We start from the raw sequence: 25,155 nt of genomic DNA, 5'->3' as shown, positions 1-25,155 counted from the left end.
ACATGGACTACCTGCACGTGCACTGGCGGCACGAGGCCCCGGACGCCCCGGTGGACATCTACAGCGAGCTCGACGAAGACCGTTGGGAGGTCCGGAAGGTCGAGGTGTTCCCCGACGGCAGGCTGCAGTACGCCGACGACTGGCGCGCGACCGGCCGCACGGGGCTCAGCGAGGTCCCGCTGCCGTCGTTCGAGGAGATCGCGGCCCAGCAGGCCCTGACCCCGGCGGTGATCGACGGCGCGGAGTTCGAACGCCTGTGGGAGCGCGCGACGAAGGACTGACGGCCCGGCTGGTCCCGGGACCGGTAGCCGGGAGTCCTCGTCTTCGCCGTCCGCAGCTTTCCGGAGCGAGTGTCCGAAAGCCACGGGCATCCACAGGTGCACGCCCGGACGGCGAGCCCCGCCGTCCGGGCGTGCACGATCCGAGGCCTGCTGTCGAGCGTTCGCGGCACCGGCACGTGGCCGACGTCGATTTTCCGGGACTTTCTCAACGGGTGGCCAATGCGGCCCGGACCGCCCGTTCGACCAGGATCGGCACGAACGCGTGGATGCGGGCGCCGGCGAACCGGGCGCGTTCGCGGTCCACCATCGCGTGCAGCCGCGGGCGGGCCACGTTCGTGTAGTCCCGGCCCAGGCGGTCTTCGAGCTGGGCGAGATGGGTGTCGAGCTGCTCGGAGGCCATCGTGTCCAACGTGCTCATCGCGCACCTTCCGGTCGGCGGTCGTACGGACAACATGCCCCGTGAGACGACCGGGAGATGAACCCGAGGTGAACAAGAAGAATTCACTTTCGGCAGCCGGTGGCCGGGTGGTGCTCACGACGGAGGTTGCCGGGACGGAACTCCTCAGGCGCCGCCCTTGCGGCGGCGGGGCGCGGCCGAGCGCGGCGGGGCCGCGCGCATGTGGTCGCGGACCGGGGCGAGCAGGGCGGCGAGGTTCTCCACGTCGGCCCGCGAGAGCGGCTCGAACAGCAGGCCGCTGACCACCTCGACGTGGCCGGGGAGCACCTTCGCCAGCAGGGCGCGGCCGGCGTCGGTGATGGTGACCGTGACGCTCCGCTCGTCGTCCGGGGAGGGGGCGCGGACGACCAGGCCCGCCTTCTCCAGCAAGCCCGCCTGGTAGGTCAGGCCGCTGCGGCTGTAGACGACGCCGTCGGCGAGGTCGGTCATGCGGTGGCTGCCCGTCGGGGTGTCCCCGAGGCGGGCCAGGAGCTGGAACTGGACGTAGCTGAGGTCGCCGGCTTCGCGCAGCTGCTGCTCGACCGCGTGCCGCAGCAGGCTGGTCACCTCGATCAGGTCGAAGTAGGCGCCGAGCTGCACCGGGTCGAGGGACGGCATGACTCGAGTCTACTGCTTCGAATTCGAACGTTGCCGCCCGGTGAGCACCGGTGAGCACCGGTGAGCCCGGTTGGGCACCGCCGGCCGTGGCGATCGGGTCGCCGCCTGGCCCAGGGTCGACGCATGGGCATCCCCGCCTGTGCCGCAGCGCCGGCTTCGGCGCCGTGGCGCACGTCACTTGCTTCGAATTCGAAGCACGGGTAGCGTTGCCCGCAGTTGCTTCGAACTCGAAGCAAGCGGTCCGAAGGAGAGATTCCGATGAAGGCAGTGCGTTTCCACGAGTACGGCGACCCCGCTGTCCTGCGGTACGAAGACGTGGAGCTCCCCGCGCCGGGTGCCGGGCAGGTCCGGATCCGCGTGGCCGGGACGTCGTTCAACTCCGTCGACGGCAACATCCGCGGCGGCTTCATGCAGGGGCCGATCCCGGTGCGGCTGCCGCACACTCCCGGCCTGGACGTCGCCGGCACGGTCGACGCGCTGGGCGAAGGAGTGGCGAGCTTCGCGGTCGGCGACCGGGTCGTCGGGTTCCTGCCGATGGACAAGCCGGGTGCCGCCGCGGAGTACGTGCTGGCCCCGGCCGAGGTCCTCGCGGCGGCGCCGCAGAGCGTCCCGCTGGCCGACGCCGCGGCGCTGCCTCTGGTGAGCCTGACCGCGTACCAGGCCCTGTTCGACCACGGCCACCTGACCGCCGGGCAGCGCGTGCTGATCAACGGGGCCGGGGGCGCGGTCGGCGGTTATGCGGTGCAGCTGGCCAAGAACGCCGGTGCCCACGTCATCGCCACCGCCAGCCCGCGCAGCACCGGCGCGGTCGGGGAAGCCGGCGCCGACGAGGTCGTCGACCACACCGCCGGCAGTGTCACCGACGCGGTCACCGAGCCGGTCGACGTCGTGCTGAACCTCGCCCCGGTCGCCCCCGAGCAGCTCGCCGCGCTCGTCACGCTGGTCCGCCCCGGCGGCTTCCTGGTGAACACGACGGTGTGGATGCCCGCGCCCGGCGACGAAGAACGCGATGTCCGCGGCATCGACCTGTTCGTCCGCGGCGACGCCGGCCAGCTGGCGAAGCTGGTGGCGCAGGTCGACTCCGGCGAACTGCGCGTCGACGTCGCCGAGCGGGTGCCGCTGGCCGAGCTCGCAGCGCTGCACGCGCGCGCCGCCGAAGGCGCGGTGCACGGCAAGGTCGTCGTCGTCCCGTCCGCCGCCTGATCCGGCCGGCCTGACCATGACACTGAACCTGGACCCCGAAATCGCCGCGGCGCTGGCCCCGATGGCCGGCGCCCCGCGACCGGCGGCCGGGGACGTCGCGGCGCGGCGCGCGTTCTGGGAGCCGGTCATCGGCGCGGCGGGAACGGCCCAGCCGATCCCGTCCGACGTCAGGACCACGGACTGCGCCGCGACCGCCGTCGACGGCGAGCGGATCGCGATGCGCTGGTACGCCAAGGAAGGCGCCACGCCGGGTCCGGCGGTGGTGTTCTTCCACGGCGGCGGCTACCTCTTCGGCCACATCGACCTGTTCGACGGCCCGGTCGCCCGCTACGTCTCGGCGAGCGGCGTCCCGATGCTGTCGGTCGAATACCGCCGCGCTCCCGAGCACCCGTTTCCGGCTCCGCTGGAAGACGCCTACACGGCGCTGCGCTGGCTGCACGACCACGCCGGGGAACTCGGGGTGGACCCCGCCCGCATCGGCGTGATGGGCGACAGCGCGGGCGGCGGCCTGGCCGCGGCGGTCTCGATGCTCGCGCGCGAGCGCGGCGGCCCGGCGATCGCCCGTCAGATCCTTGTCATGCCGATGCTCGACGACCGCACCCCCGCCCCCGACGAGCACATCGCGCCGTACCTGGTGTGGTCCTACGACGACAGCCGCACCGCGTGGCCCGCCCTCCTCGGCGACGCCGCGGGCGGTCCGGACGTCCCGGCGACGGCGGCCCCGGCCCGGCTCGAGGACGCGGCCGGCCTGCCCCCGGCGTACATCGAGGTGGGCCAGCTCGACCTGTTCCGGGACGAGGACACCGCCTACGCCACCAAGCTCGGCCGGGCGGGGGTACCGGTGGAGTTCCACCTGCACCCCGGTGTCCCGCACGAATTCGACTCGATCGCGTTCGACGCCGACGTCTCGCGACGCGCGATCGCCGACCGCGTCCGGGTGCTCAAGTCGATCTGAACCCGGAACCGGAGGAGCACTGACCACTGTGGACACGCCGTACCACGTCCGGTCCCGTGACGGGTTTCCGGCTTTCGCGCACCACGACTCGGTTTCCGCGCTGTGGTCGCAGAGGTGGCGTCCGCCGTGCGCGGCCGGGAGCTACCCCTTCACCGACGGGCGCGTCGAGGACTTCGACCCGGTCTTCGCCGAACTGAGCCGGATCTCCGCCGACGACCCGGCCGTCCTGTACCGGCCCGACGACTACGCGAAGCCGTTCTTCCCGGTCGCGGACCGGCTCACCGCCGCCGCGCGGGAAGCGGCTTCGCGCGAAAACCTCCTGGAGGCAAGGGACCTGTACCTGCGCGCGGCGGCGGTGTACCGGATCGCCCGGTTCCCCGTAAACCGGTCGCCGCTGAGCCAGGAGGCCTGGGAGAAAGGCAAAGCCGCCTACGAACAAGGCGGCCGGCTGCTCGACCCGCCGAGCAACCCGGTCGAAATCCCGTTCACCCACGCCGATCCGGCCGCCGGCGACCACGGCACCGCCATCCCCGCCCACCTCCGCCTGCCCCGGGGCCCGGCACCGGCCGGCGGGTGGCCCGTTCTGCTGTTCATCTGCGGGCTCGACGCCTACCGCACCGACCACACCCCGCGAACGCAGGCCCACGTCGACCGCGGCTTCGCGACGATCAGCTTCGAAATCCCCGGCACCGGCGACTGCCCCGCGGCGGCGAACGACCCGGCGTCGCCGGACCGGCTGATGAGCAGCGTCCTCGACTGGGTGGCCACCGCCGCGGCCGGACACGGGCTCGACGCGGGGCGGGTCTTCGCGCGGGGCATCAGCACCGGCGGCTACTACGCCCTGCGCCTCGCGCACACCCACGCGGACCGGCTGGCCGCCGTGGTGGCCCAGGGCGGCGGTGGCCACCACATGTTCGACGCCGCCTGGATCCACGCCCAGAACCGGATGGAATACCCGTTCGCACTGGCCGACGCGCTGGCCCACAAGTTCGGCTACCGCGACCCGGACCCGGCGGCCGCGGTCGCCCGGTACGCCGCCGAAGCCGGCAAGTTCAGCCTCGCCGGATCCGGTGTCCTGGACCGGCCGTCCTGCCGCCTGCTGGTCATCAACGGGATGGAGGACTCGATCTTCCCGATCGAAGACAGCATCCTCGCCGCCACGCGGGGCGGCAACAAGGACCTCGTCGTGCGCGGGAACCGCGGGCACATGGGCAATCCCGGCGCCGAAGAGATCGTCTACGCGTGGCTCGACGAGGCCCGCGACGTCGGCTCCGGTTCGCGGCGGTCTTGACCGGTGCCGGAGCGCGGCGCGGCCGGCTGCCGCAGGAGCTGCTCGGTCAGGCGTGCCCTGGCCAGGGCCAGGTGGCGCCGGTAGGTGCCGTAGGGCACACCGAGCCGCCGGGCCGCGGCCTTGTGGGTGCGGGAAGCCGTGAGGTACGTGGTGGTCAGCGCTTCATGAGCTTTGACACCGGCGGGATCGACCGGGAGCGCGTCGAGGGCCACCGTGATGGCCGCCCGCAGATCCGCGACCGGGTCGGTGGAGTCCGGCCGGACGAGGTGGGAGTGCAGCAGGACACTGGTGGCGAATTCCCGCGGGCGGTGCCAGGTGCGCAGCGCTTCGAGCACCGCGTCCCCGAAGGCGGCGGACGGCGGTCCGGCGGCGGGGCCGCCGGCGGGCCAGGTCGCCACCGGGGCGGCGCTCGTGCGGGCGCGGTGGCGGGCCCAGTCCGCCACGCTCTGCCGCCGCCAGTCGCGGCCGAAGACGTGCAGCCGGCGCCCGCCGACGGTCACGGTCGCGACCTCGGGCATCCCGGCTTCGGTCAGGTACCGCCCCCACCGCCGGCCGTCTTCGAAGACGCTGAAGGTCACCGCGCGGCCGTGGACCCGCATTTCCTCGCCGATGGTGCGCCGGCTGACCAGCTCCATCAGCGGCGACGGCCGCTGGTGGCCGCCCGGTTGCACCGCGAAGCGGCGGATCCCCAGGTGCTCGCCCGGCCGCAGCGGCGCGACGGTGTTCACCAGGTCCCAGACGGCGGCGAGGACCGGGTCCGCGGCGGTGTCGCCGGGCAGCGGCGTGTCCAGGCGGAGGACGGCCATGAACCCGGCGGGCGCGGGGGAGCCCGTGTAGCGGTAGACGCGGAAGGCTTCCGGCTGGCGGTCCAGCCAGTGCGCGGCCGCGGCCGCCGAGGCGGGCCCTTCGATTTCCTCGGCCAGGCGCAGGACGTCGGGCACGTCTTCGGGCCGCAGCGCTTCGTCCTCGACGTGCGGGTGCTCGCGGAAGTTGTAGAGGTCGTCCGTGCCGCCCGGGTCGCGGAAGAGGAACATCCATTCCGCGACCCGCTGGAGCGCGTCGGCTTCGGTGGCGGCGCGGACGGCCTGCAGGCCGGCGAGGGAGACGCGGGCGCGGATGTCGTCGTGGCGTTCGGGATCGCGCCAGCGCAGATCGGCCGCGAGGGTCGCGCGGACGGCGTCGTGCGGGTGCAGTCCTTCGGGCGTGGTCTCGATGTAGGGCAGCTGACGCAGCCAGGAGAACACCTCGGCGGCGTCCTCGTCGCCCAGGACCGACCGCAGCAGCGGCTCGCGGGTGACGTAGGCCTGGGCGACGACTTCGAGGGCCCGTTGGTGCACGGCGCCGGGCACGTCGCCGACCAGCCGTTCGACCAGGGTGGTCAGCACGTCGCCGGTCGGCTCCCAGTGCGCGTCCGGCGGGGTGGGCGCGGAGGCGGCCAGGGAGAGGGCGAGCGGGCTGCCGCCGGCGAAGGCGACGAAGGTGCCGCGCTGCCCGGCGGGGACACCGCGGGCGGCGAGCAGGGCGCCGGATTCGGCCGGGTCGAGGGGTTTCAGCGCCAGGGCGGTGAACAACTGCGCCCACCCGGGGTCCAGCGACCACTCGGCGTCGGGGGCGAGGCGCCCGGCCAGCACCACGGTCACGTCGTCGGCCAGCCGCGGGAGGAAGGTCTCGCGCAGCCACGGCTCGAGTGGCCGGCACCGTTCGAAGGTGTCGATGAGCAGGACCGTGCCGGGCACGGTGCACGCCGGCGCGGCGGCCTCTTCGAGCCGGCGGGGGTCGGCGTCGAGGAAGCGGGCATCGATGCGCACGACCGGGCGGCCGGCGAGGTCGGCCTGCCGGGCGGCGTAGCGCACGAGCGAGGACTTGCCGATGCCGCCGGGGCCGTGCAGGTAGGCCACGAGCGGAGCGTCCGCCGCACCGGAGATCATGCGGTCGAGGACGGCCCGCTCGCGTCCCCGGCCGACCAGCGCTTCGGCGCGCGCCGCGGCCAGCCGGCCCGCCAGTCCCGTGCTCAATCCGCGCTCCTCTCGCCGCTGACGTCGATCATGGCCGAACCGGGCGGCTCGCCGCGAGTGCCCGGAATCGCTTGTGACGCGAGGATCATCGCAGGCGGCCAACACGTGGATCAGGCCACGACCGCCCGGGTGAAGGTGCCGACGGTCTCGCGGACGCAGGTTTCCAGGTCCGGCGGCAGGTCGCCGTTGGACTGCTTCGCGGCCGACCGGACAGTCAATGGTCCGCGGGCGTGTAGCGCCAGAACGACCTCGCCAGGACGGCCCCGGCCAGCACGAGCACCGCGCACGCCAGTGCGGGCGCCGACCAGGCCACGGCGAGGGGGAGCGCCGAGGCCATGATCCCGGCGCGCAGGTCGCCGAGGCGGGGACCGCCGGTGACGACCACGGTGTACACGCCCTGCAGCCGGCCGCGCAGCCGGTCCGGGACGGTGGTCTGCAGGATCGTCTGCCCGGTACACCGCGCTGACGAGGTCGGCCGCGCCGGCGACGACGAGCAGCGTGACCGCGAGCCACAGGGCCGGGGCGAGCCCGGCCAGCGCGACGGCCGCGGCCCAGACCGCCACCGCGGCGGCGAGGGCGACGCCTTGGCGCCGCACCCGGCCGATCCAGCCGCTGGAGAGCCCGGCGAGGACCGAGCCGGCCGCGATCGAGGCGTACAGCAGGCCGACGCCGCCGTGCCAGCGCGTCTCGGCGGCCTGGGGGAACAGGGCGGTCGGCATGGCCAGCACCATCGCGGCGATGTCGACCAGGAAGGACACCAGCAGGACCTGCCGGCCGGCGAGGAAGCGCAGGCCGTCGACGACCGAGCGCAGGCCGGGGCGGCCGAGGGGAGCCGACGGCGGCAGCGGCGGGAGCCGGAAGGTGGCGTAGAGGGCGGCGGTGAACAAGATCGCGTCGGCGCCGTAGGCGTAGCGGAACCCGTTCGGCAGGCCGAGCAGGACACCGGCGACGAGCGGGCCCAGCACCTGGCCGATCGTGGACGCGGTGTAGGTGAGCGAGTTGGCCGCGGGCACCAGCTCGCGCGGGACGAGGGCCGGGGTGATGGCGCCGCGGACGGCGGACGAGACGGCGAAGCCGCCGGACTGCACGGCGACCAGCGCGAGGATCAGCGGCACCGACCCGGCCCCGGCGACGGCCTGGGCGAGCAGCGCGAGGGTGACCGTCCAGGTGAGCGCCGCGGAGGCCAGGTACAGGCGCCGCCGGTCCACGGCGTCGGCGACCGCGCCGCCGTAGAGCCCGAACACCAGGATCGGGACGAGCCCGGCCAGCCCGGCGAGGCCGACGTCGAACGACGAGTGCGAGAGGTCGTAGATCTGCACCGGCACGGCGACCTCGGTCACCACCGTCCCGACCACCGCGGCGCCCTGGCCGGCGAACGTCCGGCGGAACACCGGGATCTGCAACGGCCGCGTGTCCATGGCGACGCGGCGGAGGCGGGAACTGGTCGTCATGCGCTCACGGTGGCAGCGACGCCGGGCTCGCACTTCCGATAATCTGTCGACTTGTGTCAGAAAACCGCCACGAGCACGCGGCCGGCCACGTCATCGAGCGGCACCGGCACGACGAGCACCAGCTGGTGTACGTCATCCGGGGCGTCCTGGCGGTCCAGACCGACCGCGGCGCGTGGGTGGCCTGCGCCGACCGTGCCGTGTGGATGCCCGCCGGCACCTGGCACGAGCACCGGGTCTACGGCGCGTCCGAGGTCCTCACGCTGATGTTCCCGGGCCGCGACGCGCCGCTGGACGGCACCGCGCCCACGGTGATCGCGGTCAGCGCGCTGCTGCGCGAACTCCTCATCGCCACCACCGAACCCGGCCTCGGCGCCGCCGAAGCCGCGCGGCTCCACGCGGTGCTCCGCGACCGCCTCCGCCGCGCCCACGACCGGCCGCTGACGTTGCCCGTGGCCCGCGACCCCCGGCTGGCCCACGCGTGCCGGCTCGTCACCGACGACCTCAGCCGGCCCCGCACGACGGCGTGGCTGGCCCGGCGCACCGGCACCAGCGAACGCACGCTGTCCCGGCTGTTCCGCGTCGAGTTCGGGACCACCTACCCGCAGTGGCGCACCACGACCCGCGTGTTCCACGCGATGGTCCTGCTGGCGGAGGGCGCCAGCGTCACGCAGACCGCGCACCGCTGCGGCTGGGCCACGCCGAGCGCGTTCGTCGAAACGTTCACGCGCACCATGGGCCGGACACCCGGCAGCTACCGGGCCACGCAGCTCCCGGACGCCTCTTGAGCCGTCACGGTTCGATCACCACCCGGCCCTCGTCGGTGACGACGGCGTCTTCGGTGTAGCAGTCCAGCGCGGGCCCCTGAGGGTTGACGTCCCCGTCCACGAGACGTATCCGATCGGCCCGCGCGACAACCCGGACCGGCGACCTGGCGAACCGAGATCGGCTGGCCGGTGCTCCGGCTCACGTCCGCGCCCTGATCTTCCGTGCCGGCGGACCACCGCGCGGTGTGGGAAGGTCCGGGGGTGGAGCTGAGTGCGGCGGAGTTCGATCGCTGGTACGCGGAGCGGGTGGAGTCGCCGGCGGCCGACGAGCTGGTGCGGCGGGTGCTGGGTCTTCCGCCGGGCCTGCAGTCCACCAGCCTGCTGAGCGGGGCCGCGCTCGACGAGGTCGTGGCGGAGCTCGCGCTGCGCGAGGGTCAGGTGCTGCTGGATCTGGCGTGCGGTCGCGGCGGCTACGGACTGGAGATCGCGCGGCGCAGCGGTGCCCGGGTGGTCGGGGTGGACTTTTCGGCGGTCGCGATCGAGCAGGCGCACCGCCGGGCCCGGGAGCTGGGACTGGCGGAGCGGGCCGGCTTCCGGGTGGGTGAGCTGACCGGCACCGGGCTGGGGGCGGCGTCGGTCGACGCGGTGCTCGTCGTCGACTCCCTGCAGTTCGCCGAACCGAAACCGGCCGCGCTGCGGGAATGCCGCCGGGTTCTGCGGCCGGGTGGCCGCGTGGTCGTCACCTGCTGGGAAGCCCTGGACGCCGCGGACGAGCGGTTGCCACCGCGGATGCGGGAAATGGACCTGGCCAGGCAGCTGCCGTCGGCCGGCTTCGTGGACGTCGAGGTGACGGACAAGCCGGCGTGGCGAGCGGCCGAGAAAGCGCTGTGGGAGGCGGCGCTTTCCCTCGACGCCGGCGGCGATCCGGCGATGCAGTCCGTGCAGGAGGAGGCCCGGCGGATCCTGCCCGCCTTCGGCGGATCCCGACGTGTCCTGGCCACGGCAACCGCACCGCGCTGACCCCGCAGCCGAACCCACGGGCACGAGCCGGGTGGCGGCCGTCACGGGAGGAGCGGGGTGTCGCGGGCCGGCGACACCCCGCGGATCGGTCAGACCGGCAAGAGGTCCAAGGTGCGGTCCCGCTCGTTGAGGGGCACGACGATCAGGTCGGTCACGCCGGCGTCTTCGTAGCGCTTCACCGCGTCGAGCACCGTGGTCTCGTCCCCGATGACGAGGGTGTCGGCCGGGGTGGCGAGTCCGGCGCGGTCGAGTGAGGCGCGGTAGGCGGGCATCTGGCCGACGGCGGTGAGCTGCTCGGCGAAGCCCGCGCGGGTGCGGTCGGGGTCCGGGCTCAGCACCGTGACGGCTTGGGCCACGATGCGCGCGCCGGGGGCCGTGCGGGGGGCGATGTGCCCGGCGACCATGTCCGGCGTCACCCAGGCGGCCGCCACCCCGTCGGCGAGGTCGTGGGCCAGCTCCAGCATGCGGGGGCCGAGCGCCGACAGCAGGAGGCCGGGCGGCGGGGCGCTGACCTCGAGGCGGGTGTCGACGGTGAAGAACTCGCCGTCGAAGCGGACGGGCCGGCCTTCGAGGAGGGGACGCAGCACGGTGAGGTACTCACGCGTGTGCCGTAGCGGGGACGTGTACGGGAGGCCGAGCTGGTCCCGGACGTACCAGGCGTGGCTGGGGCCGATGCCCAGGGTCAGACCGCCGGAGGCCGCTTGGAGGGTGAGCGCTTCGGTCGCGGTCGTCACGGGGTGGCGGGGGTAGGTGGCGACGATGGCCGTGCCGGTTTCGGCGGGCCGACGGCCGAGGGTCGCCAGCAGGGTCAACGGGTCCCAGCCGCCGGGGTTCTGGTTGGTCCAGAAGCTGTGGAGGCCGCGGTCGGCGGCGTCGGCCGCGGCGGACACCACCTCGGCCGGGGACGGGGGACTGATCAAGCCGGTGCCGATGTGCATGCCTCGATCCCAGCCGGGAAAGCCCGGCCGAACCAGCCCCACTTAGACTGCTCAGCGATCACTTTTTGTCATCGTGCCCGGGAGGGGAGGGGACGTGGAACTGCGCGCGCTCCGGTACTTCGTCACCGTCGCCGAGGAGCTGCACTTCGGCCGGGCCGCCGAGCGGCTCGACATCGTGCAGCCCGCGGTGAGCCACCAGATCGCGCGGCTCGAACGGGACCTCGGCACCCGGCTGTTCGACCGGTCGCCGCGGCACGTGCGGCTCACCCCGGCCGGGGAGCGCGTGCTGGAGGCCGCCCGCGAGACCCTCGCCGCCGCGGCACGCGTGCGCGTGGTCGCCGGCGAACCCGCTGCGCACCTGCGGATCGGCGTCGCCTCGGGTCTCACCCCGCGGCTGGAACGCGCCGCGCAGCTCCTGCTCGACGGGGACCGGCCCGCCCAGGCCTCGCTCGTGGACCTGCCGGTCGCGGCCCGGCTCGCGGCCGTCCGGAGCGGTGAGCTGGACCTGGCGCTGGTCCGCGGTCCGGTGGAGGCGGACGGCGTCCGCGTGGTCCGCGCGTGGTCCGAGCCGTTGCTGGCGGTCGTGTCCGAGGAACACCCGGCGGCCGGCTCCCCGGCGGTGCGGCCGGCCGATCTCGACCCGGCGGCCCTGCGGCTGCCCGCCCGCGAGGAGGACCCGGCCTGGCACGACGCGGTCGTCGCCGCCTGGCACGGCGCCGGCGGCGGACCGGGGGGCCGGTCGGGTGGCTCGGTGCTCACCGTCCTGATCGAGGTCGGCAGCGGACACGGCGCCTGGACGGTGCTGACCGCGGAACAGCTGAGCGGGTTCGCCGCGCGCCGGGTCCGCGCCAGGCCGCTCGACCCGCCGCTGAGCATCGACGGGCACATCGTCGCGTCGCTGAGGACGCCACCGGTCTGCGTGTCCTCGTTCGTCCGGGCGTTCACCGACAGCCCGGACACCGCGAGTGCCGGCTCCGCGAGCGCGTCGGCGTAGCCGCGGAAGACCGGGGTACCCGGCCGCGATGATGGAACGTGCCGGAATGGTGACCAGTACCCGGGCGATGACGGCGGAAGCCGACATCGTCCTCAACACCGCCTCCGACGCCACCCGCGCCAAGGCGTGGCTGCCGGAGGGCGGCTCGGGCGACTACCACGTCGATCTGCGGGCGGACGAAGGCCGGGTGGAGTGGCGCACCGACGGCTGGGCGGGCGACTTGCGGGTGACCGGCGACGGAACCGGGGCCAGCGAAGCGGAACTGCGGGCGAAGGTCGACGACGACGCCGACACCGACGAGGTGCGCGAGCGGCTCGATCGTGCCCTGGGCGCGCTGGCCGACGAGGTGGACCAGAACTTCAACGTCAGCTGACCGGCCGCGATCGCGCTTGCGGGGACGGGGGCCCGGCGTGAAGGTGGTGCGCAGCCCGAAGGGGGAGGACACCGAGTGACCCAGGCGATGCGCCGCCCGCCGGGCCTGGACGACGGGCCCGTCTACCTCGACTACAACGCCACGACGCCGGTCGATCCGCGCGTCGGCGAAGCGGCGATGCCGTTCTGGACCGGGCAATTCGGCAACCCGGCCAGTGCTCACCCCTACGCGTGGGAACCGAGGAAGGCGCTCGGGACCGCGCGGGCGCAGGTCGCCGATCTGGTCGGTGCGCGGCCGGAGGAGATCGTGTTCACCGGGTCGGGGTCGGAGGCGAACCTGCTGGCGCTGCGCGGCGCGGTGCTCGCCACCGGTGCGCGCCTGGTCGTCCAGGCGACCGAGCACCCGTCCGTGCTGGAAACGGCCCGCGCGCTCGAGCGGCTGCACGGCACCCGCGTCACCGTGCTGCCGGTCGACCACCACGGCCTGGTCACGCAGGACGCGCTGGCGGCGGCGTTGCGCACGGACGCGGACCGCACGGTCGTGTCGATCATGGCGGCGAACAACGAGACCGGTGCGCTGCAGCCGGTCGCCGAACTGGCGGAGCTGGCGCACCGGTACGGCGCGCTGGTGCACTGCGACGCCGCGCAGGCGTGCGGGAAGATCCCGGTGGACGTCGGACGCCTCGGCGTGGACCTGCTGACGGTGGTGGGGCACAAGATGTACGCCCCGCGCGGCGTGGCGGCGCTGTTCGTGCGGGACGGCGTGACGCTGGAGCCGGTCGTCTACGGCGGCGGCCAGGAACGCGGCCTGCGCGCGGGAACGGAGAACGTGGCGCTGGCGGTGGCGTTCGGCACGGCGGCCCGGCTCGCGGCCGAGGACGTCGCGGCGGATCGCCTGGCGGCCCTGCGCGACGAGCTGCACCACCGGCTCGCCACGGCATTGCCCGGCCGTGTCCGCCTCAACGGCCCCGCGGCACCCGGCCGGCGACTGCCGAACACGCTCAACATCAGCATCGACGGCACCCGCGGCCACCAGGTGCTCGAAGCCGCCCCCGCGATCGCGGCGTCCACCGGCTCGGCGTGCCACAGCGGCGTGCACACGGGGTCGCCGGTACTGGCGGCAATGGGCTTGGGCTCCGAGCGAGCCCTGGCCGCGCTGCGGCTGTCCCTCGGCCGCTGGACCACCGAGGCCGACATCGACACGGCGGTCGGCGCCCTGGTCTCGGCCGCGTCAGGCGGCCGATGAGCGACGGCATGGCCACGGAGGACGAAGTGCTGCCGACCTTTCCTCGGAGACCGGTTCGCGTTGCCGACGTTCGGCGTTGGGCGCGGGGATCGTGCGGCGTAGCCTTTCCGCTATGCGGATCGGCGAGCTGTCCAGGCGTACGGGCGTGAGTTCCCGCTCACTGCGGTACTACGAAGAGCAGGGCCTGCTGACCAGTTCCCGCTCCGAGGCCGGGCAGCGGCACTACTCCGACGCCGAGGTCGAGCGCGTGGCCCTCATCCGGCAGCTGTTCGACGCCGGCCTGTCCAGCCGGGTGATCGCGGCGGTGCTGCCGTGCGTCGAAACGCCGGGGGACGCCGGGGTCGTCGACGAGGCGTTCGCCACCATGACGCGCGAGCGCAACCGGATCGACGCCGAGATCGCGCGCCTGGTCGAAGCCCGGGACGCGCTCGACCAGGTGATCGCGGCCAACAACCGGCACCGGTCGGCGCTGGCCCGGTCGGCCTGAAGCTGTGATCCGCGCCTCAGCCGGTTGCCCCTGACACCGGTGTGAACGGTGACGATGGCCGCAGGAGCCCGGAACCACCGGGCGGTCATCCGGAAGGCAGCGAAAATGGGACAGGCGTGGGGTTTCAGGAGTTTCGGCGGGCCCGAGGTGCAGGAGTCGTTCGAGCGCCCCGATCCCGCCCCCCGGCCCGACGAGGTGCTGATCCGGGTCGACGTCGCCGGCGTCAACCCGCTCGACCACCTGCTGCGCGCCGGGCTGGTGCCCGGGCTCGACGGCGGGCGCCCGTTCCCCCGCGTGCTGGGCATGGAGGCGGCCGGCACCGTGCTCGCGCTCGGGGAGGACGTCGACGGGCTCGAGGTCGGGGACGCGGTCTTCGGCTTCGCGCTCACCGGCGGCGGCACGTACGCCGAGACGACGGTGTTGTCCGCGGCGAACACCGCGCGCATCCCGGAGGGCCTGTCCGCGACCGTGGCGGCGACGCTGCCGGTGGCGGGCACGACCGCGGTGGACGCGCTGGACCAGCTCGGCCTCCCGGACGGCGCCGCGATCCTGGTCAACGGGGTGGGCGGCGGGGTCGGGCTCGCGGTCGCCCGGCTGGCCGCGGCGCGGGGGCTGCGCGTGCTCGGCACCGGCAGCGCCGCCAAGCGCGAGCAGGCCGAATCCCTCGGGGTGCAGTTCGTCGACTACACGGCGGAGGACGTCGTCGCCGCGGTCCGCGCGCTGGTTCCGGGCGGCCTCGACGGGATCGTGGACCTCGTCGGCGGCACCGCGCTGCGGACGGTCGCCCCGCTGGTCCGCGAGCCCGGCAACGTCATCGCCGTCGGTGACCAGTCGGTGCCCGAGCTGGGTGGCCGGTTCGTCGAGCGCCGCCTCGACCGCGACAACCTGGCGCGCTCGGCCCGGCTGGCCCTCGACGGAGTCCTCGCACCGGTGATCACCGCGGTCCACCCGCTGTCCGACGCCCCGGCCGCGCTGGCCACCGTCGAGAACGGCCACGCGGCCGGCAAGGTCGTCATCAAGGTGGCGTGACCGCCGGCCCGGTTCGCGCTCGACCGGGACGCTTTGGCGGACCGGGCCCGATCCTGATTGACTCGGGGCCGAGCACCGACACGATCTTTGGAGGACCCATGCCCGTATCGAAGGCCCACGCGAACTGGAACGGCGACATCCCCACCGGATCCGGGCAGTTCACCGCGGGCGGGGGCAGCATCAGCGGCGGCGTCACCTACAAGTCCCGCTTCGAGGACGGCCCCGGGTCCAACCCGGAGCAGCTCATCGCCGCGGCCCACGCGTCCTGCTTCTCGATGGCCCTCGCGAGCACCCTGGCCGGCGCCGGTTTCCCGGCCGAGTCGATCGAGACGGACGCGGCGGTGACGTTGCGGCCGGTCGACGGAGCGCCGACGATCCTCAAGATCGAGCTGACGACGCAGGGCCGCGTCGCCGGCGTCGACGAGGCGCAGTTCCGCGAGTACGCCGAGCAGGCCAAGGCGAACTGCCCGGTCAGCCGCGCACTGGCCGGGGTGCCCGAGATCACGCTGCAGGCGACGCTCGCCGGCTGAGCCGCGGCCGGGGGCCGGCTGTGACCGACGTCAAGCCGGCCCCCGGATGCACCGCCCGGCCACGACGCGTTGCACAGGGGTGATGACCGCATCGCAGACCCGCTCCCGCCGGTGGACCCCCCAGCACGTCGTCGTCACCCGGTCGGCCGCCGAACGCCCGCACGCCGCCGAGATCGTCGCGCGCTGCGAGGCCGCCGGGGTGGGTGACATCGAGTTCCTGCGCTCCGACCGGATCACCGGCCTGCGCGGCAAGGACGAGCGCGCCACCTACGTCCGGGCGAAGTCGACGCTCGCGGTGGTGGTCAGCCCGCCGTCGAAGCGGAAGCTCCAGCCCATTCCGCCCAGCGCGGACTGGCGTCTCGACCTGGCCGAGGGCTGTCCCGCGCACTGCCAGTACTGCTACCTGGCCGGTTCCCTGTCCGGTCCGCCGGTCACGCGTGTGTACGCCGACCTCGACGACATCCTCGCCGGGATGGACGCCTACGTCGGCAGTGGCGGCGTCACGTCCGGCACGGCCGCGCGTGCGCACGAGGGCACGACGTTCGAGGCGTCGTGTTACACCGACCCGCTGGGCATCGAGCACGTCACCGGCAGCCTCGCCGCCGCGGTCGCGCACGTGGGCACCCACGGCTTCGACGGGCCGGTGCAGCTGCGCGCGACCACCAAGTTCGGGGCCGTCGAGCCGTTGCTCGGCCTGCCGCACGGCGGCCGGACGCGGATCCGCGCCTCGGTCAACGCCGCCGGTGTCGCCGGCCGCTTCGAAGGCGGTACCGATCCCGTGGCCGCCCGGCTCGCCGGGCTCGGCCGGCTGGCTCGCGTGGGTTACCCGGTCGGGCTGACGATCGCCCCGATCATGCCCGTGCCCGGCTGGCGGGACGAGTACGGCGCCCTGCTGGACGCGGCGGCCGCGGAGCTCGACGCCGTGCCGGGGCTCGATCTGACCGTCGAGTGCATCACGCACCGGTTCACCCCGGGCAGCCGCGAAGTGCTCACCGGCTGGTACCCGCGCACGAAGCTGGAGATGGATCCGGAGCAGCGGTCCCGCAAGTTCGGCAAATACGGTTCGGTGAAGTACGTCTACCGCCGCGAAGACATGCACGAGCTGCGTGCGTGGTTCGACACCGCACTCGAACGGCGGCTTCCCGCCGGCCGGGCGCTGTACTGGACCTGAGTGCCGCGCCGAAGAAACCCGGCCGTGCCGGGAAGTCCAATGAGGACACAGCCGGTCCGGTGGCGCTTCCGGGCTCTCTCAGGGTCCTCACAGAGGTGGGAGCGGATAATCCCGCGTTCGGCCGGTTCGCCGTCAACCGGCCATTCGGCGGTGCCGGAAAACCGGCGATTCTTTGCTTTCCCGGAAAACGACGTCGACCGGAATCGTGTGGCGGCGGAATGCGACTTTGGTGGGTGGAAGGAAAATGTCGCACCGTCGTAGTCTGACGACGCGCGCTCTCCGCACCGGTGTGTCATCGTCCCATCCCACGAGCATGGAGATGACCCATGTCCACTGCCCATCCGGCTTCCCGGATCCGGCGCGGCGGCACGATCTGTGCCGCCGCGGTGCTCGCCGCCGGGATCGCCCTCACGCCGACCTCCGTGGCGATCGCCGCCCAGCCCCTGACCGCCCAGCCCTTGAGCGTCCAGCCCCTGACCGCCCGGGCCGCGACCGCGCTCGGCGAACGGCTCACGAGCGGTCTCGGTGACCGCACCGTGGGCGCCTACTACGACAACGCGCACTTGGTCGTCACCGTCACCGATGCCGCGGCGGCGGATCAGGTGCGGGCGGCCGGTGCCGAACCGCGGCTGGTGCCCTTCCGCCGGTCCGAGCTCGCCGCGGTGACCGGCCTGCTGAACCGGTTCGACCGCATTCCCGGCACCGCGTGGCGGATCGACCCCCGGACCGGCCGGGTCCGCGTGACCGCCGACCCCACGGTCACCGGTGCCGCGCTGGCGAAGCTGACGGCCCAGGTGCGCGGCTTCGGCGCGAAGGCCCGCCTCGAGCGCACCGCCCGGTTGCGTCCGCTGCTCAGCGGCGGCGACGCGATCTGGGGGCAGGGCCTGCGCTGCTCCCTGGGCTTCAACGTGCACGATTCGAGCGGCAACCCCGGCTTCATCACCGCCGGGCACTGCGGCGTCGCGACGAACGACTGGTGGGCCGATTCCTGGAGCTACGAGCACATCGCGAGCACCCAGTGGGCCGACTTCCCGGGCACGGATTACTCCTACGCGGCCTACGACCCGGGGGCCGAGGGGCCCAGCGCGGTGAACACCGGCCAGGAGATCACCGGCGCCGGTGACGCTTCGGTCGGCGAACCGGTGACGCGCAGCGGTTCCACGAGCGGCGTCCACTCCGGCACGGTCACCGGCCTCGACGCGACGGTCAACTACGAAGAAGGCTCGGTGTACGGCCTGATCGACACCGACGTGTGCGCCGAGCCGGGCGACAGCGGCGGCGCGTTGTTCGACGGCGCCACGGCCATCGGCCTGACCTCCGGCGGCAGCGGCGACTGCACCTCCGGCGGCGAGACGTTCTTCCAGCCGGTGCCGGCCGTGCTGCAGGCGTACGGTCTCAGCCTGCCGTGATCGACCGGGCTTTCCCGCCGGTCCGTCGGCGGGAAAGCCCGGGGAACACCGGCGCCGGGCCGTCGACGGCCCGGCGCCGCGGGTCAGCAGTCGACGTTCCAGCTGGCGTTCACCCGGCTCACGAACGACCGCCGGCTGCCCGCGCCCAGCGCCGCCGAACGAGTCGGGTAGCAGTCCAGCACCGCCGTGAACCCGGTCGCCCGCAGCACGTGCTCCACCGCGCGGCCGCCACCGGTCACGACCCGCAGCCGGGTGGCCCCGGCCGCGTCGTGCGTGAGCCGGATCGAGCGCGCCCCGGCGGCGGACAGGAACGACAGCCCGGAGAGGTCCAAGATGAGTACCTCGCGCTCTTCGGCCAGCGCCTCGAGCACGGCGCCGGACAGTCCCGGTGCCGTTCCGGCGTCCAATTCCCCCCCCACAACGCCAGGGCCGCGATTCCGGTGCTGGTTTCCGAGCGCACGATTCCCAGGCGCTCCGGTTCGAACGAATGTCCCACCGCCCACCTCCACGACCCCGGGCGGCTACCCCCGGGAGCGCTCCGCGAAACGGGTTCGCCTCGGCGGCAACCGAAAAGCCTCCGGGCGCCGGTGGCGGGCGGACCAGACCAATGACGAGACATGATCGCCGGTGTGCCTTGACTGGCCGCCGGGCCGGGGACTGTGCTGGCGAAGTCCGTCCTGTCCGCGCGCCCGGGGAGACCTGCCATGCGCCCGTACCACCGCGACTCGACGCACCACCGCGACTCGACGCACCACCGGGACTCGACGCACCGCCGGCTTTTCCTCCTGGTCCTGGCCGCACTGCTCGCCGCCGCGACACCGGTGGTGACCGCGCTGCCCGCCACCGCGGCCACCACCGCGGCCACCACCACGATCGCCGTCGACGGCGGCAGCACCGGACGCACCTTCGACGGCGTCGGCGCGATCAGCGGCGGCGGCGGGAATTCCCGGCTGCTGATCGACTACCCGCCCGCGCAACGGGCGCAGATCCTCGACTACCTGTTCAAACCGGGCTACGGCGCCGCCGTGCAGCTGCTGAAACTGGAGATCGGCGGGGACGCGAATTCCACCGACGGCGCGGAACCGAGTCACCAGCACGTGCGCGGCGAAATCAATTGCCACGCCGGCTACGAATTCTGGCTCGGCGAGCAGGCCGTCGCCCGCAATCCGGAGATCAAGCTCGTGGCGCTGCCCTGGGCGGCGCCGGGCTGGGTCGGGGGCGGGAACTTCTGGTCGCAGGACATGATCGACTACGACATCTCCTGGCTGGACTGCGCCAAGCAGCACGGACTGACGATCGGCTACCTCGGCGGCTGGAACGAACGCGGGCACGACAAGACCTGGTACGAGAACCTGCGTTCCGCGCTGGACGCCCGCGGCTACGGTGCCGTGCAGATCGTCGGGGACGACACCGGCTGGAGCACCGCCGACGACATGCTCGCCGACGGCCGGTTCGCCGCCGCCGTCGGCGTCGTCGGCTCCCACTACCCGTGCGGCTACCTCTCGGACGCGACCGCCTGCGCGTCGTCCGCGAACGCCGTCGCCACCGGGAAACCGTTGTGGGCCAGCGAATTCGGCTCCCAGGACTTCAACGCCGGCGCGGCCGCCTACATCCGCACCATCACGCGCGGTTACCTCGACGGGCAGCTGACCGGCTTCCTGGACTGGCCGCTGATCGCCGCGCTGTCCGCGAACCTGCCCTACAGCACGGTGGGCCTCGCCACCGCGAACACGCCGTGGTCCGGTGCCTACCAGCTCGGGCAGAACCTGTGGGCCAACGCGCAGGTCGCCCAGTTCACCCGGCCCGGCTGGCGGTTCCTCACCGGCTCGGCCAGCGGCTACCTCGGCGGGAACCGCGCGAACGGCAGCTACGTCTCCCTGAAGTCCACCGACGGCACCGACTACTCGACCATCTACGAAACCACCGGCGCGACGGCCGCCCAGACGGTCGACGTGACCGTTTCCGGGAACCTCGACGGCGGCACGGTGCACGTCTGGTCCACCGACCTCGCGTCCGGCGACGCCGCCGACTACTTCGTGCGGCAGAACGAGGTGACTCCGTCGTCGGGGAAGTACTCGCTGACCCTGCGGCCGAACCGGATCTACTCGGTCACCACGACCACCGGCCAGGGCAAGGGCACCGCGACGAGCCCGGCCGCCGGGACGCTGGGCCTGCCCTATTCCGACACCTTCGAGGGCTATCCCACGCGCAGCGCCGCCAAGTTCTTCTCCGACATGCAGGGCGCGTTCGAGGTCCGCCCGTGCGCCGCCGGCCGCGGCGGGCAGTGCCTGCAGCAGGTCGCCCCGGTCCGGCCGATCGAGTGGCAGGACGACAGCGACGCCTTCACCCTCGCCGGCGATCCGCACTGGAGCAACTACACCGTCAGCACCGACGTCGACCTGCAGCAGACCGGCACCGTCACCCTGCTCGGCCGGGCGAACACGCAGAATCGGCCGCAGAGCCACCAGGCCGCCTACCAGCTGCGGGTGGCCGACACCGGCGCGTGGTCGATCGCGAAGAACAGCAGCGGTGGCGTGCTCACCACGCTCGCGTCCGGCTCCCACGCGGCGCTGGGGTTGAACGCCTGGCACACGGTCAAGCTCGGCTTCAGCGGCAACCGGATCACCGCGAGCCTCGACGGCTCCGTGCTCGGCGCCGTCACCGACACGGCGTTCACCACCGGGCTCGTCGGCGTGGGTGTCGTCGGCTACCAGACGAACCTCTTCGACAACTTCACCGTGACGCCGAATGCCGGCGGTGACTTCGGCGGCATCCTCAAGGGCCGGGAATCGGGGATCTGCGCCGACGTCCCCGCGGCGAGCCAGGCCGACGGCACCGCCGTCGCGCTGTGGGACTGCACCGGGGGAGCGAACCAGAGCTGGACCGCGACCCCGGCCGGGCAGCTGACGGTGTACGGCAGCAAGTGCCTGGCCGGTGGCGCGGCCGCCGGGACGCCGGTGGTGATCACCGGCTGCGACGGCTCCGCCGCGCAGCAGTGGACCGTCGGCGCCGACGGCTCGGTCGTCAACTCCGGATCCGGCCGGTGCCTCGACGCGGACGCCCACGGCACGGCCGACGGCACCGCGCTGCTGCTCTGGGACTGCACCGGCGGCGCCAACCAGAAGTGGGCCCGCGGCGACACCGACGGCATCCTCGAGTCGGCGGAGTCGGGCAAGTGCGCCGACGTCCCGGCGGCGAACCAGGCCGACGGCACGGTGCCGGCGCTGTGGGGGTGCAACAACGGCAGCAACCAGGCGTGGACGTCGACCACGAGCAACCAGCTGAAGGTGTTCGACACCAAGTGCCTGGAAACCGCCGGCGGCGCCACGGCCGACGGCACCGCGGTGCAGATCCACAGCTGCACCGGTGCCGCGACGCAGCAGTGGCGGGTCCAGTCCGGCGGCGCGGTGGTCAACGTCGGCTCCGGCAAGTGCCTCGACGTGCAGGGCCACGGCACGGCCGACGGCACCCCGTTCGTCATCTGGCCCTGCACCGGTGCGGCGAACCAGCGGTGGTCCCGCAGCTGAGCGTGCGGTGACCGGCTCGACGGGCAGGCGGATCGGGGCCGTCGGCCGGTCGCCCCGGCGGTCCACCGCACCAGCTCGGCCCCCCGCCGTGCACGCTCTCCGGCTCGCGGTACAGATCGCCTTCCGCCGTCACTCTGGCACCACGGTCACCGCCGTCACCGCGCGGTGCGGCTCCGCCGGCCCGAGCGGGTTCCCAGGCTCTCCGTCCAGTACACGGGGGGCGGCGTAGCCGCGCAACGGCGGGGTACCCGCCCGTTGTGATGGACACGGTAGAAAGGCCTGGTCGCCGGGGGCGCCGCGATGACGGTCGGCGAGTGGGTGGCGCAGCGCCTGATCGACCGGTCGCGTCAGTCCGGCGGCTCCTCACGCGGCGAAGCGCTGGGGTGCCGGGCGTCTTCGTCCAGGAACTGGGTGGGATCGACGTCGAGGTCGGGGACCTCCGGGGTGCCGGGGGAGACCGGTTGATCGGGGCTGAGAGGGTGCGGAGATCCGTCCATGGCCGGTGCCTTTCCCGTGGTTTCCGTGCGTCCGTCGCCGGGGCCGGGTGGATAGCCACGGGCGACCGGTCGAAACGCGGGCCCGGCGAACGGGGACCGTCCGGTTCGCCGGGCTGCCCGGTACCGTGACGACAAGCAAGCCGACCACAAGCAAGCGGACCACAAGCAAGCGGACCACAAGCAAGCGGACCACAAGGGAGCGACCGGGGTACGTCCTTCCGCTCCGGTGCGAGCGCGACACGGACCCGGAATTCACGGATTACCTGCGGTGGTTGCGCGCCCGGGCGGAAGTCGTGGTCGTCGACGGCTCGGCGCCGCCGTGGTTCGACCGGCATCGGCGAGCGTGGGGGCACCTGGTAACCCACCTTCCGCCGGACCCGGATCTGCGGTGCGCCAACGGGAAGGTGGCGGGGGTGCGCACCGGGCTGCGCCACGTCCGGGCGCGCCGGGTGGTCATCGCCGACGACGACGTCCGGTACGACGAGCGCGCCCTCACGGCGGTCCTCGGCGCCCTCGGCGAAGCCGACCTGGTCGTCCCGCAGAACTACTTCCGGCCGGCGCCGTGGCACTGCCGGTGGGACACCGCGCGAAGCCTGCTGAACCGCGCCCTCGGGCACGACTACCCCGGCACGCTGGCCGTGCGCCGCGCGACCTTCCACCGGCTCGGCGGCTACGACGGCGACGTGCTGTTCGAGAACCTCGAACTGATCCGGACCGTGCGGGCGCGCGGCGGCACCGTGCGGTACCTGCGGTCGCCGCTGGTGCGGCGGCTGCCTCCGGACACGCGGACGTTCCTGTCGCAGCGGGTGCGGCAGGCCTATGACAGCCTGGCCCAGCCGTGGCGGCTGGCCGCCGAGCTGGCGATCGTCCCGGCTTCGGTGGTGGCGCTCCGGCGCGGCGCGCTCGGCCGGTGCCTGGCCGCGGCGGTGCTCGTGGCGGAGGCGGGACGCCGGCGAGCCGGTGGTGCTGCGGTGTTCCCCGCGGACAGTGCGTTGTGGACGCCGTTGTGGCTCGCCGAGCGGGGGTGTGTGCAGCTGGCTGGCCGTGGCGAGCCGGCTGCTGCGCGGCGGGGTGCCCTACCGGGGTGGCCGGCTCAAGGTGGCCGCGCACCCGGTCGCCCGGCTGAAGGCACCGCGGGGTTTTCCCTCGCGGGGCGCGGGTACTTGCGGCGGATGGCAGGAAGACGCGACGAACTCCAGCAGATCGCAGCCGACAAGTTCGGGTGGGCCCAGCTGACCGACGAGCAGCTGGCCGCGATGGAGCAGGTGATGGCCGGGCACGACGTCCTCGCCGTGCTGCCCACCGGGGCCGGGAAATCCGCGATCTACCAGGTGCCCGCCCTGCTGCTGGACGGTCCGACCGTGATCGTGTCGCCCCTGATCGCCCTGCAGAACGACCAGATCGAAGGCATCGGGGAAAGCCGCGCCCCGGCGGCCGTCGCCCTGAACTCCACGCAGCGCGCGGCCGAACGCAAGCGCGCGTGGGAGTTGCTGCGGGCGGGCGAAGCCGAGTACCTGTTCCTGTCCCCGGAGCAGCTGGCCTCCGACGAAGTGCTCGACGCGGTCGCCGAACTCGGCGTCTCGCTGTTCGTGGTGGACGAAGCGCACTGCGTCTCGGCGTGGGGCCACGACTTCCGGCCGGACTACCTGCGCCTGGCGCCGGTGATCGAGCGGCTGGGGCACCCGCGGGTGATCGCCCTGACGGCGACCGCGGCGCTGCCGGTCCGCACCGACATCGTGGCCCGGCTGGCGCTGCGCGACCACCGCGAGGTGCTCGCCAGTTTCGACCGGCCCAACCTGCGCCTCGGGGTCGATCCGCTGCCGGACGACGACGACCGGCACCAGGCGGTCCTCACCCGGACGCGGGCGCTGACGGCGGATCCCGCGACCCGCCCCGGCCTGGTGTACGTCACCAGCCGCAAGGACGCCGAAACCTACGCGGGAGAGCTCGCCGCGGAAGGCGTCCGCGTGGCGGCCTACCACGCCGGGATGAAGGCGGCCGACCGCGAACGGGTGCACGAGGAGTTCCTGCGCGACGACCTCGACGTCGTGGTGGCGACCTCGGCGTTCGGCATGGGGATCGACAAGGCCGACCTGCGGTTCGTGCTGCACGCGGCGGCCCCGGAGTCGCTCGACACGTACTACCAGCAGATCGGCCGCGCCGGCCGCGACGGCGAACCGGCGGAAATCACGCTGTACCACCGGCCGCGGGACCTGGGCCGGCAGAAGTTCCTTACCGCGGCGAAGGCACCGGAGCAGGCGTTGGCGGAGGTGGCCACCACGCTCGCCGCGCAGGACACGCCCCTGAAGCCGGCCGAGCTGGGCAAGCAGGTGGACGTCTCGGCGGCCCAGCGCACGCGGGCGGTGAACCTGCTGGAGGAGACCGGGTCGGTCGGCGTCACCGCCGACGGCCGCCTCGAATACCGCGATCCGGAGGTGGACCCGGGACAGGCCGTGGAGCGGGGTGTCGCGGCCGCCGAAGCCCACCAACGGCTGATCCGGTCCCGGATCGAGATGATGCGCGGCTACGCCGAGACGACCGGCTGCCGCCGCCAGTTCCTCCTGGGCTACTTCGGCGAGCAGCTCGAGCAACCCTGTGGCACCTGCGACACCTGCATCGCCGGCACCGCCGAAGCGCTGTCGGCCGGGGATGGTGCCTTCGCGGTCAACAGCGTGGTCGAGCACGGGGAGTGGGGCCGCGGCATCGTGATGTCCACCGACGACGACACCGTGACCGTCGTGTTCGACGACCACGGCTACAAGACGCTGTCGACGCCTGCGGTCGTCGAACACGGCCTGCTCACCACCGCCGACGGGGGTTGACCGGTGGTGTTCAGCGGGTGGGGAGGTCGATCTCGGTGTGGCGGTCGGCGAGGGTGCGGGCGAGTTCGGCGAGTTTGATGTTGAGGTCCTGGGATGTTC

At 73.6% G+C, this 25,155-nt stretch carries 23 protein-coding genes; 16 read left to right on the top strand and 7 right to left on the bottom strand.

All coding sequences use genetic code 11. The annotated features are described in order from the left end of the window. The first annotated feature begins 2 nt into the window (after nucleotides 1-2). Nucleotides 3-281 carry a DUF6881 domain-containing protein gene (locus ACLJOU_RS35310; RefSeq protein WP_410573602.1) on the top strand — a complete coding sequence of 93 codons (279 nt, stop codon included), beginning with the start codon at nucleotides 3-5 and terminating at the stop codon, nucleotides 279-281. A gap of 205 nt (nucleotides 282-486) precedes the next feature. Here the strand turns inward: ACLJOU_RS35310 and ACLJOU_RS35305 are convergent, their stop codons facing one another. Then, nucleotides 487-699 carry a three-helix bundle dimerization domain-containing protein gene (locus ACLJOU_RS35305; RefSeq protein WP_410573601.1) on the bottom strand — a complete coding sequence of 71 codons (213 nt, stop codon included), beginning with the start codon at nucleotides 697-699 and terminating at the stop codon, nucleotides 487-489. A 144-nt stretch (nucleotides 700-843) separates the two neighbouring features. Further along, a complete protein-coding gene (locus ACLJOU_RS35300) occupies nucleotides 844-1,335 on the bottom strand; it encodes a MarR family winged helix-turn-helix transcriptional regulator (RefSeq protein WP_410573600.1) in 492 nt (163 codons plus the stop codon). A 258-nt stretch (nucleotides 1,336-1,593) separates the two neighbouring features. On the opposite strand from ACLJOU_RS35300, the gene ACLJOU_RS35295 reads away from it, so the two are divergent. The 3 genes from ACLJOU_RS35295 to ACLJOU_RS35285 are packed head-to-tail and all read left to right on the top strand — an operon-like array spanning nucleotide 1,594 to nucleotide 4,784. After that, a complete protein-coding gene (locus ACLJOU_RS35295; protein ID WP_410573599.1) occupies nucleotides 1,594-2,538 on the top strand; it encodes an NADP-dependent oxidoreductase in 945 nt (314 codons plus the stop codon). A 16-nt stretch (nucleotides 2,539-2,554) separates the two neighbouring features. Continuing rightward, the gene (locus ACLJOU_RS35290; protein ID WP_410573598.1) at nucleotides 2,555-3,493 is read left to right on the top strand and encodes an alpha/beta hydrolase; all 939 of its coding nucleotides are present in this window, start codon (nucleotides 2,555-2,557) and stop codon (nucleotides 3,491-3,493) included. A gap of 28 nt (nucleotides 3,494-3,521) precedes the next feature. Continuing rightward, on the top strand, nucleotides 3,522-4,784 hold the full coding sequence (locus ACLJOU_RS35285) for an alpha/beta hydrolase family protein (protein WP_410573597.1): 1,263 nt from the start codon (nucleotides 3,522-3,524) through the stop codon (nucleotides 4,782-4,784). On the opposite strand, the gene ACLJOU_RS35280 is transcribed toward ACLJOU_RS35285, so the two are convergent. Further along, nucleotides 4,730-6,799, bottom strand: coding sequence for an ATP-binding protein (locus ACLJOU_RS35280; RefSeq protein WP_410573596.1), 2,070 nt, complete (start codon nucleotides 6,797-6,799; stop codon nucleotides 4,730-4,732). The genes ACLJOU_RS35285 and ACLJOU_RS35280 overlap by 55 nt on opposite strands. A gap of 110 nt (nucleotides 6,800-6,909) precedes the next feature. Continuing rightward, a complete protein-coding gene (locus ACLJOU_RS35275) occupies nucleotides 6,910-8,250 on the bottom strand; it encodes an MFS transporter (protein WP_410573595.1) in 1,341 nt (446 codons plus the stop codon). 53 nt (nucleotides 8,251-8,303) lie between these two features. On the opposite strand from ACLJOU_RS35275, the gene ACLJOU_RS35270 reads away from it, so the two are divergent. Next, on the top strand, nucleotides 8,304-9,035 hold the full coding sequence (locus ACLJOU_RS35270; RefSeq protein ID WP_410573594.1) for an AraC family transcriptional regulator: 732 nt from the start codon (nucleotides 8,304-8,306) through the stop codon (nucleotides 9,033-9,035). A 240-nt stretch (nucleotides 9,036-9,275) separates the two neighbouring features. Continuing rightward, nucleotides 9,276-10,034: a class I SAM-dependent methyltransferase gene (locus ACLJOU_RS35265; RefSeq protein WP_410573593.1), complete on the top strand. Its 759-nt coding sequence runs from the start codon at nucleotides 9,276-9,278 to the stop codon at nucleotides 10,032-10,034. An 89-nt stretch (nucleotides 10,035-10,123) separates the two neighbouring features. Here ACLJOU_RS35265 and ACLJOU_RS35260 read toward each other — a convergent pair whose 3' ends face one another. Further along, on the bottom strand, nucleotides 10,124-10,972 hold the full coding sequence (locus ACLJOU_RS35260; protein ID WP_410573592.1) for an LLM class flavin-dependent oxidoreductase: 849 nt from the start codon (nucleotides 10,970-10,972) through the stop codon (nucleotides 10,124-10,126). Nucleotides 10,973-11,066: 94 nt separating this feature from the next. Between ACLJOU_RS35260 and ACLJOU_RS35255 the strand changes: the two genes are divergently transcribed. From ACLJOU_RS35255 to ACLJOU_RS35220, 8 genes are all read left to right on the top strand, one after another. Next, nucleotides 11,067-11,966: a LysR family transcriptional regulator gene (locus ACLJOU_RS35255; RefSeq protein WP_410573591.1), complete on the top strand. Its 900-nt coding sequence runs from the start codon at nucleotides 11,067-11,069 to the stop codon at nucleotides 11,964-11,966. A 46-nt stretch (nucleotides 11,967-12,012) separates the two neighbouring features. Continuing rightward, nucleotides 12,013-12,339, top strand: a complete 327-nt coding sequence (locus ACLJOU_RS35250) for a hypothetical protein (protein ID WP_410573590.1) — start codon at nucleotides 12,013-12,015, stop codon at nucleotides 12,337-12,339. Between the two features lie 75 nt (nucleotides 12,340-12,414). After that, nucleotides 12,415-13,584, top strand: coding sequence for a cysteine desulfurase family protein (locus ACLJOU_RS35245; protein ID WP_410573589.1), 1,170 nt, complete (start codon nucleotides 12,415-12,417; stop codon nucleotides 13,582-13,584). Nucleotides 13,585-13,696: 112 nt separating this feature from the next. Further along, entirely contained in the window at nucleotides 13,697-14,071 is a 375-nt protein-coding gene (locus tag ACLJOU_RS35240) for a MerR family transcriptional regulator (RefSeq protein WP_410573588.1), read from the top strand. Between the two features lie 105 nt (nucleotides 14,072-14,176). Next, nucleotides 14,177-15,100, top strand: coding sequence for an NADP-dependent oxidoreductase (locus tag ACLJOU_RS35235; RefSeq protein ID WP_410573587.1), 924 nt, complete (start codon nucleotides 14,177-14,179; stop codon nucleotides 15,098-15,100). A 98-nt stretch (nucleotides 15,101-15,198) separates the two neighbouring features. Then, nucleotides 15,199-15,630 (top strand): OsmC family peroxiredoxin, encoded by a 432-nt coding sequence (locus tag ACLJOU_RS35230; RefSeq protein ID WP_329048788.1) that lies wholly within the window; start codon nucleotides 15,199-15,201, stop codon nucleotides 15,628-15,630. Between the two features lie 82 nt (nucleotides 15,631-15,712). Beyond that, complete coding sequence (locus ACLJOU_RS35225) at nucleotides 15,713-16,801, top strand: spore photoproduct lyase family protein (RefSeq protein WP_410573586.1); 1,089 nt, start codon at nucleotides 15,713-15,715, stop codon at nucleotides 16,799-16,801. Nucleotides 16,802-17,127: 326 nt separating this feature from the next. Continuing rightward, nucleotides 17,128-18,210, top strand: coding sequence for a S1 family peptidase (locus ACLJOU_RS35220; protein ID WP_410573585.1), 1,083 nt, complete (start codon nucleotides 17,128-17,130; stop codon nucleotides 18,208-18,210). Nucleotides 18,211-18,293: 83 nt separating this feature from the next. On the opposite strand, the gene ACLJOU_RS35215 is transcribed toward ACLJOU_RS35220, so the two are convergent. After that, a complete protein-coding gene (locus ACLJOU_RS35215; protein ID WP_410573584.1) occupies nucleotides 18,294-18,617 on the bottom strand; it encodes an STAS domain-containing protein in 324 nt (107 codons plus the stop codon). A 297-nt stretch (nucleotides 18,618-18,914) separates the two neighbouring features. Here ACLJOU_RS35215 and ACLJOU_RS35210 point away from each other — a divergent pair, with 297 nt between their 5' ends. Beyond that, a complete protein-coding gene (locus tag ACLJOU_RS35210) occupies nucleotides 18,915-21,737 on the top strand; it encodes a ricin-type beta-trefoil lectin domain protein (RefSeq protein WP_410573583.1) in 2,823 nt (940 codons plus the stop codon). A gap of 347 nt (nucleotides 21,738-22,084) precedes the next feature. Here the strand turns inward: ACLJOU_RS35210 and ACLJOU_RS35205 are convergent, their stop codons facing one another. Beyond that, nucleotides 22,085-22,234, bottom strand: coding sequence for a hypothetical protein (locus tag ACLJOU_RS35205; protein WP_410573582.1), 150 nt, complete (start codon nucleotides 22,232-22,234; stop codon nucleotides 22,085-22,087). Between the two features lie 272 nt (nucleotides 22,235-22,506). Between ACLJOU_RS35205 and ACLJOU_RS35200 the strand changes: the two genes are divergently transcribed. Beyond that, on the top strand, nucleotides 22,507-25,056 hold the full coding sequence (locus tag ACLJOU_RS35200; protein WP_410573581.1) for a RecQ family ATP-dependent DNA helicase: 2,550 nt from the start codon (nucleotides 22,507-22,509) through the stop codon (nucleotides 25,054-25,056). Nucleotides 25,057-25,155: the final 99 nt, after the last annotated feature.

Source organism: Amycolatopsis sp. cmx-4-61 (assembly GCF_046548775.1).
Taxonomy (GTDB): Bacteria; Actinomycetota; Actinomycetes; order Mycobacteriales; family Pseudonocardiaceae; genus Amycolatopsis.
The sequence above is the reverse complement of the archived record's forward strand: the minus strand, read 5'-3'. Positions and strand labels throughout refer to the sequence as shown.